Raw genomic sequence first — 8195 nt, 5'->3', positions numbered from 1 at the left:
GGCGGCTCTCGGACCGGCCGCCGCGCACACGGCACGGGCCACCTTCGCCGCCAGTCTCTTCCAGGCCGGCGGGATCGAACCGGTCCACGAGCCGGTGTCGGTCGACGCGGACACCGCCGCCGACGCCTTCACCCGCAGCGGAGCGTCCGTCGCCTGCCTCTGCTCCAGCGACACGCTCTACACCGAGCACGCCGTGCCCGTCGCGGCTGCGCTCAAGTCCGCCGGCGCGCTGCGGGTCTTTCTCGCCGGCCGGCCCGGCGAGCACCGTGAGACATATCTGGAGGCCGGAGTGGACGAGTTCGTCGTCGCGGGCGGCGACGCGGTCGCCGTCCTCACCTCCGTACTCGACCGGATGGGAGTGGCGTGATGGCGATCCCCGACTTCACCGAGATCGGCCTGTCCGAGACCGGCCCGGGACCCGGTGACAGCGCCGCGGTCACCGAGGACCAGTGGCGTACGGCCATCAAGGAGCGGACCGGCCGCGCGGACGGCGAGCTGGTCTGGCAGACGCCCGAGGGCATCGCCGTCAAGCCGCTCTACACCGCGCAGGACACGGCGGGCCTCGACTTCCTCGCCACGTATCCGGGCATCGCGCCGTATCTGCGCGGCCCGTACCCGACGATGTACGTCAATCAGCCCTGGACGATCCGGCAGTACGCCGGCTTCTCCACCGCCGAGGAGTCCAACGCCTTCTACCGGCGCAATCTCGCCGCCGGACAGAAGGGCCTGTCGGTCGCCTTCGATCTGCCGACGCACCGCGGCTACGACAGCGACCATCCGCGGGTGACCGGCGATGTCGGGATGGCGGGCGTGGCCATCGACTCCATCTACGACATGCGGCAGCTCTTCGACGGCATCCCGCTGGACCGGATGAGCGTGTCGATGACGATGAACGGCGCCGTACTGCCCGTACTCGCCCTCTACATCGTGGCCGCCGAGGAGCAGGGCGTACCGCCCGAGAAGCTGGCCGGGACCATCCAGAACGACATCCTCAAGGAGTTCATGGTCCGCAACACCTATATCTATCCGCCGAAACCCTCGATGCGGATCATCTCCGACATCTTCGCGTACACCTCGCGCAAGATGCCGCGCTACAACTCCATCTCCATCTCCGGCTATCACATCCAGGAAGCGGGCGCGACGGCCGATCTGGAGCTGGCGTACACCCTCGCGGACGGCGTGGAGTATCTGCGCGCCGGGCTCGGCGCGGGGCTCGACGTGGACGCGTTCGCGCCGCGGCTCTCCTTCTTCTGGGCGATCGGCATGAACTTCTTCATGGAGATCGCCAAGCTGCGGGCCGCCCGGCTGCTGTGGGCCAAGCTGGTCAAGAAGTTCGATCCGAAGAACGCCAAGTCGCTTTCGCTGCGCACCCATTCACAGACCTCCGGCTGGTCGCTCACCGCGCAGGACGTTTTCAACAACGTCACACGCACCTGTGTGGAGGCGATGGCCGCCACCCAGGGCCACACGCAGTCGCTGCACACCAACGCACTGGACGAGGCGCTGGCCCTGCCCACCGACTTCTCGGCCCGTATCGCCCGCAACACGCAGTTGCTGCTCCAGCAGGAGTCGGGCACGTGCCGGGTGACCGATCCCTGGGGCGGCAGCGCGTACGTCGAGAAACTGACGTACGACCTGGCGCGGCGCGCCTGGCAGCACATCGAGGAAGTCGAGGCGGCGGGCGGTATGGCGCAGGCCATCGACGCGGGAATCCCCAAGCTCCGGGTGGAGGAGGCCGCCGCGCGTACGCAGGCGCGGATCGACTCCGGGCGGCAGCCGGTCATCGGTGTCAACAAGTACCGGGTGGAGAGCGGCTCGGACGAGCAGATCGATGTCCTCAAGGTCGACAATTCCTCGGTGCGGGCCCAGCAGATCGAGAAGCTGCGGCGGCTGCGCGCCGAGCGGGACGAGAACGCCTGCCAGGACGCGCTGCGGGCGCTTACGGCGGCGGCGGAGGCGGGTCCCGGGGGCGCGGGTTCCGGCGCCGGCCTTGAGGGAAATCTGCTGGCGCTCGCGGTGAACGCGGCCCGCGCGATGGCCACGGTCGGTGAGATCTCGGGCGCCCTGGAGAAGGTGTACGGGCGTCACTCGGGCCAGATCCGTACGATCTCCGGTGTGTACCGGAACGAGGCAGGCACCTCCCCGGCCGTGGAGAGCACCCGTGCCGTGGTCGAGGAATTCGAACGGGCCGAGGGACGCCGTCCGCGCATCCTGGTGGCCAAGATGGGGCAGGACGGCCATGACCGCGGCCAGAAGGTGATCGCGACGGCCTTCGCCGACCTGGGCTTCGACGTCGATGTCGGCCCGCTGTTCCAGACGCCGGCCGAGGTGGCGCGGCAGGCGGTCGAGGCGGACGTCCATATCGTCGGCGTCTCCTCGCTGGCGGCCGGGCATCTCACACTCGTACCGGCGCTGCGCGAACAGCTCGCGGCGGAGGGCCGCGAGGATATCATGATCGTCGTCGGCGGAGTGATCCCGCCGCAGGACATCGAGGAACTGCGGCGTGCGGGCGCGGCGGCGGTCTTCCCGCCGGGCACGGTGATTCCGGACGCGGCGCGGGATCTGCTGAGTGCGCTGGGGGAGTCGCTGGGGCATGAGGGGTACGGGGCGGGCGGCGCCGGGGGCGCAGGGGGCGCCGAGGGCGCGGCGTACGGTGCGGGCGGGCGGTGAGCGCGTGCCGCCGCGGATCGACATCGACAGTTACGTCAAGGGCGTGCTGGACGGGTCCCGTTCGTACATCGCCCGTGCCGTCACCCTCGTCGAGTCCACCAGGCCCGACCACCGCAGGCTGGCCCAGCAGCTTCTGACCGAGCTGCTGCCGCACTCCGGGAAGGCGCGCCGGATCGGGATCAGCGGTGTGCCCGGTGTCGGCAAGTCGACTTTCATCGACGCGCTGGGAACGCTGCTCACGGGCCTCGGCCACCGGGTCGCGGTGCTGGCCGTCGATCCGTCCTCCACCAGGACGGGCGGATCCATCCTGGGCGACAAGACACGGATGGAGCGACTGGCGGTGGACCCGGCGGCGTTCGTACGCCCGTCGCCCACGGCGGGCACGCTCGGCGGCGTCGCCAAGGCGACCAGGGAGACCATCATCGTGATGGAGGCGGCGGGATACGACGTCGTCCTGGTGGAGACCGTGGGCGTCGGCCAGTCCGAGACGACGGTGGCCAATATGGTCGACTCCTTCCTGCTGCTCAGCCTCGCCCGTACCGGCGACCAGCTCCAGGGCATCAAGAAGGGCGTGCTGGAACTGGCGGACGTCATCGCCGTCAACAAGGCCGACGGCCCGCACGAACGCGACGCGCGCTCCGCCGCGCGTGAACTCGCGGGCGCGCTGCGGCTGATGCATCCGGTGGACGCGGCGTGGACGCCGCCGGTGCTGAGTTGCAGCGCGCGGGAGGGTACGGGGCTGGACGCGGTGTGGGAGCGGCTGGAACAGCACCGGGCGGTCCTCGGCGCGGACGGCCGCCTGTCCAGGAAGCGCAGCGACCAGCAGGTCGACTGGACCTGGTCGATGGTCCGCGACCACATCCTGGACCGACTGCGCGAGCACCCGGGCGTACGGGAGCTGACGCCGACGCTGGAACGGGAGGTACGGGAGGGAACGCTGACGGCGACGCTGGCGGCGGAACGGATCATCGAGACGCTGCGCCTCCCGGCGGTGGGCCGTGGTGCGGGCTGAGGTGGCTCGGTGCGCCCTCCCGCCCGGACGCGGGGTTTCCCGCCCGGCCCGGGCACCCGCCAAGCCCGTCCGGCGTTTACGGTCAGTCGGTGCAGAGCGGCCGGGGCACCGGGCTTCGCCCGCGTGACGGCTTCCCGCGTGACGTCTCAGTGGCCCGGGCCCGAGGTCAGGACCATGCGGAAGCGGGCCTTGCTCGCGAGCATCTTGTCCAGCGCCGGGCCGGCCTCGGTGAGTGGTACTTCCTCGGTCATGGGCCGGATACCGGTGAGGGCCGCGAAGCGCAGGGTCTCCTCGACCTCGCGCGAGGTGCCGGAGGCATGGCCGTACACCTTGCGTGTACCGGTGATCAACTGCATCGTGCTGATCTGGAGCGGTTCCGGATGGAGTGCGATGACGATCAGTTCGCCGCGGTGGCCCAGCCCGTCCAGGGTGTCGGTCGCCGCCTTGCTGTTGGTCGCGGTGTTGAGGACCACCTTGGCGCCGCCGAGGGCCCTCAGCTCCGCCGCGACGTCCTGGCTCCGGTTGTCGATGTAGTGGCGCGCCCCCAGCTCGCGCGCGAGCGGCTCCTTGTCCTTTCCGCGTGCGATGGCGACCGTCTCGAATCCCATCTTGTCCGCGAACTGCACACCGAGATGGCCGAGTCCGCCGACGCCGATGATGGCGACCAGATCGCCGGGACGGGCGGCGCTGCGGCTGAGCGCGCCGCACACGGTGACACCGGCGCAGCCCATCGGCGCCGCGTCCACGAAGCTGAAGCCGTCAGGGATACGGGCCAGGGCCGAGGCGGGCACCACGACCGTGTCGGCGTAGCCGCCGGGATAGGCCAGGCCCGGCGTCTGGAGAGTGGCGCAGTTGATGGCGTCACCGTCACGACACGCCACACAGTGGCCGCAGTTGCCGCCGAACCAGCCGACGGCGACACGCTGTCCCTTCTCGAACTCCTCGACACCGTCACCGATGGCGTCGATGCGTCCGGCGATCTCATGGCCCGGGACCATCGGGAACGGCGCTCCGGGGAATCCGCCCTCGATCATCACGGCATCGGTGTGGCAGACGCCGCAGGCCTCGACGGCGACCCGCACCTGGCCGGGACCGGGCTCGCGGAACTCCTTCTCGACGAGATGCGGGGCCGCGCCCGGCCGGTCGACCTGCATGGCGCGGTAGGTACGAGTCTTGGTGCTGGTCATCACTGGCCCCCATTACGTGTGGGCATGCATGAGGTGTAGGCATGTCGGTGGGCATGTCGATATGCGCGCTGTGTGTCTGCTCGCGGGCGCGGACCGGTCATTCCAGTCTCCGTCCCGGTGGCTCCCGCCGCATTCCAGGCCGTGCCCCACGGGTGTCCGGCCAGGTCACGCCGTGAAAGGCTGGGAGCCGCCGCCGAGGGCCACGACGCCAGGGATTCGAGGGCCACGGACATGCGCGTATGCCAGAGGGGACACCGTATGGATCACCAGAAGCTCCGGCAGCGGTTCGCGACGCTGACCACCGCCCATGTCGCCGACGCCTGCATCCGCGCACGCGTGCCCGTGCGCTGTGCGCCACCGGCCGTACGGTCCGTCGTACCGGGCGGCCGGGTGGTGGGCCGGGTGGCTCCCGCCCGCCATGCCGGCAGTGTGGACATCTTTCTGGAGGCGTTCGAACAGGCCGCGCCCGGCGATGTGCTGGTGGTCGACAACGGCGGACGGACCGACGAGGCGTGTGTCGGCGATCTCGTCGTGCTGGAGGCCGGTGCCGCAGGGCTGGCGGGCGTGGTGATCTGGGGACTGCACCGCGACACCGCCGACATCCGCGAGATCGGACTGCCGGTCTTCAGCGCGGGATCGACGCCGACCGGCCCTCAGCGCCTGGACGCCCGTTCCGAGGGCGCGGTGGAGTCCGCCACCGTGGGCGAGTGGACGGTGGGTCACGAGGATCTGGTCCTGGGTGATGACGACGGTGTGCTCTTCGTACCGGCCGACCGTGCCGAGGACCTTTTCACGCTCGCGGAGAGCATCCGCGACACCGAGCGGCGCCAGGCCGAGCGCATCCGTTCCGGTGTGTCCCTGCGCAGCCAGGTGCGGTTCGACACTTATCTCGCCGCGCGTCGGCAGACGCCTTCCCTGACCTTCCGCGACCATCTGCGGGCCGTGGGCGGAGCCATCGAGGAGTGACCGCTGAGGAGTGACCGCGCGTTACGGCAACTCGGTCGCCCTGGCCGGCCCGGTCGGCTCCGCGCGGCCCCGCGCCTCAGCCGATGCTGAATGCGCCCTCCGGCGGTCGCGGAGAGGGCACCGCCCCGCTGTCCCGTACCGCCGTCGCGCTCCCGATGAACCGCCGTAGCGACGCGCCGTGTTCGACCCGTGCGGGAAAGGCGTCGGACGCGGTACGGCGGGCCAGCGAGGCCGTGTCGACCGGGCGCTGCGAGGCGACCAGTACGGCATTGCCGAAGCGCCGGCCACGGAGCACGCCCGGCTCCGCGATCAGGGCCAGCTCCTCGAAGACCGCCGCGAAGGTGGCCAGTTGGGAGCGGAGGAAGTCGAAGGGCGCGCCGTCGGCGAGATTGGCGGCATAGATCCCGTCGGGCCCGAGGACCCGCGCGGCCTCCCGCGCGTACTCGACGGAGGTGATGTGCGCGGGCACCCGGGAACCGCCGAACACATCCGCGATCAGCACATCCACCGAGCGCGCGGGCGCGGCTTCGAGCCGCTGGCGGGCATCCGCGCTCTGTACGGTGATGCCGCTGCCGTCCGGTATCGGCAGCCGCTCGGCGACCAGTGCCAGCAGCCCGGCGTCGGCCTCCACCACACACTGCGCCGAGCCGGGCCGGGCCGCGGCCACATAACGTGGCAGTGTGCAGCCACCGCCGCCGAGATGGAGCACGGTGAGCGGCTCGCCGTCCCGGGCGGCGCAGTCGACCACATGGGCGAGGCGCCGTACGTACTCGAACTCCAGATGTGCCGGATCGTCCAGATCGACATACGACTGCGGCGCTCCGTCGACCGTCAGCAGCCAGGCCCGCTCCCGGTCCACATCGGGCAGCAGCTTCGCGGTGCCGCTGTCCACGGCGCGGATGACGGGGATCGGCTCGTTCACCGTCCCATTGTGCGCCGTCCGCGCATACGGTCCCGCGCCCGCCCTCCCGTACAGGGAAGACGGACGCGGGCCCTCGGCGCCAAGGGCTCGGCGCCAAGGGCTCGGAGCAGCGAGGCTCAGAGCAGCGACGTGACCGTACCGGCGCCGACCGTACGACCGCCCTCACGGATCGCGAAGCCGAGCCCCGGCTCCAGCGGCAGATCACGGCCCAGCTCCACGGTCAGTGTGACCGTGTCGCCGGGACGCGCGACGGCCGTCTCGCCCAGGTCGATGTCACCGACCACATCCGCCGTACGGATATAGAACTGTGGCCGGTACCCACTGCCGACCGGAGTGGTGCGGCCACCCTCACGTGTGGAGAGCACATACACCTGTGCGGTGAAGCGTCGGCTCGGTACGAGACTGCCCGGCGCCGCCACCACATGGCCGCGGCGCACCGCGTCCCGTGGCATTCCGCGCAGCAGCAGCGCGACATTGTCGCCGGCCTCGGCGGACTCCATCGGCTTGCCGAACGTCTCCAGACCGGTCACCACCGTCTCCACATCGGCGCCCAGCACCTCCACGCGGTCGCCCACGCGCACCGTGCCGCGCTCGACGGCGCCGGTGACGACCGTGCCGCGGCCGGTGATGGTGAGCACGTTCTCCACCGGGAGCAGGAACGGCGCGTCCGTGTACCGGACGGGCATCGGCACATAGGTGTCGACGGCGTCGAGCAGCGCCTCCACGGCCGCGGTCCAGCGCGGGTCGCCCTCCAGGGCGCGCAGCCCCGACACCCGGACGACGGGCGCCGCGTCGCCGCCGTAGCCGTGCTCGGTGAGCAGTTCGCGCACCTCCAGCTCGACCAGGTCGGTCAGCTCGTCGTCGCCCGCGTCGGCCTTGTTGAGGGCGACGACGATGTGGTTGACACCGACCTGGCGGGCCAGCAGCACATGCTCGGCGGTCTGCGGCATGATCCCGTCGAGCGCCGAGACGACGAGGATCGCGCCGTCGAGCTGGGCGGCGCCGGTCACCATGTTCTTGATGTAGTCGGCGTGGCCCGGCATGTCCACATGCGCGTAGTGCCGGGTGTCCGTCTCGTACTCGACGTGCGAGATGTTGATGGTGATCCCGCGGGCGGCCTCCTCCGGAGCCCGGTCGATCCGGTCGAACGGTACGAACGTGCCGGTCCCGCGGTCGCTGAGGACCTTGGTGATCGCGGCGGTCAGTGTGGTCTTGCCGTGGTCGACATGGCCCATGGTGCCGATGTTCAGATGCGGCTTGGTGCGCACGTATGCCGTCTTGGGCATGGTTCCTTCCAGGAACTCGAAGCGTGAGAGGGACCCCGGGGCCTTGCCGACCCTCCCCCTGCGGGGTCCGCCGGACGATCCGGGAAGGGTCAGCTTCGGGCGCCGTCGACGGGCGCCGAGGCGGCTGCGAGGGCAGCCGCGGCCAGAGCCGC

At 70.9% G+C, this 8195-nt stretch carries 7 protein-coding genes; 4 read left to right on the top strand and 3 right to left on the bottom strand.

Annotation, left to right across the window (positions count from 1 at the left end):
- From GA0115259_RS19385 to meaB, 3 genes are all read left to right on the top strand, one after another.
- Positions 1-367, top strand: a 367-nt coding sequence (locus GA0115259_RS19385; RefSeq protein ID WP_370748185.1) for a cobalamin B12-binding domain-containing protein, incomplete at its 5' end; no start/stop codon positions are given.
- Entirely contained in the window at positions 367-2670 is a 2304-nt protein-coding gene (gene scpA / locus GA0115259_RS19380) for a methylmalonyl-CoA mutase (RefSeq protein WP_237540209.1), read from the top strand. The genes GA0115259_RS19385 and scpA, both read left to right, overlap by 1 nt.
- Before the next feature lie 4 nt (positions 2671-2674).
- Positions 2675-3682: a methylmalonyl Co-A mutase-associated GTPase MeaB gene (gene meaB / locus GA0115259_RS19375; RefSeq protein WP_176732593.1), complete on the top strand. Its 1008-nt coding sequence runs from the start codon at positions 2675-2677 to the stop codon at positions 3680-3682.
- 146 nt (positions 3683-3828) lie between these two features.
- Here the strand turns inward: meaB and GA0115259_RS19370 are convergent, their stop codons facing one another.
- Complete coding sequence (locus GA0115259_RS19370; RefSeq protein WP_093598605.1) at positions 3829-4869, bottom strand: alcohol dehydrogenase catalytic domain-containing protein; 1041 nt, start codon at positions 4867-4869, stop codon at positions 3829-3831.
- Between the two features lie 258 nt (positions 4870-5127).
- Here GA0115259_RS19370 and GA0115259_RS19365 point away from each other — a divergent pair, with 258 nt between their 5' ends.
- Positions 5128-5835, top strand: coding sequence for an RraA family protein (locus GA0115259_RS19365; RefSeq protein WP_093598603.1), 708 nt, complete (start codon positions 5128-5130; stop codon positions 5833-5835).
- Between the two features lie 76 nt (positions 5836-5911).
- Here GA0115259_RS19365 and GA0115259_RS19360 read toward each other — a convergent pair whose 3' ends face one another.
- Positions 5912-6757, bottom strand: coding sequence for a spermidine synthase (locus GA0115259_RS19360; RefSeq protein WP_093598600.1), 846 nt, complete (start codon positions 6755-6757; stop codon positions 5912-5914).
- 116 nt (positions 6758-6873) lie between these two features.
- Positions 6874-8043, bottom strand: coding sequence for an elongation factor Tu (tuf, locus tag GA0115259_RS19355; protein WP_093598597.1), 1170 nt, complete (start codon positions 8041-8043; stop codon positions 6874-6876).
- Positions 8044-8195 lie beyond the last annotated feature (152 nt).

This window comes from Streptomyces sp. MnatMP-M17, assembly GCF_900091995.1.
In the GTDB taxonomy this organism is placed as follows: domain Bacteria; phylum Actinomycetota; class Actinomycetes; order Streptomycetales; family Streptomycetaceae; genus Streptomyces.
Note: the sequence above shows the minus strand (reverse complement) of the source record. Positions and strands in the feature narration are given on the sequence as shown.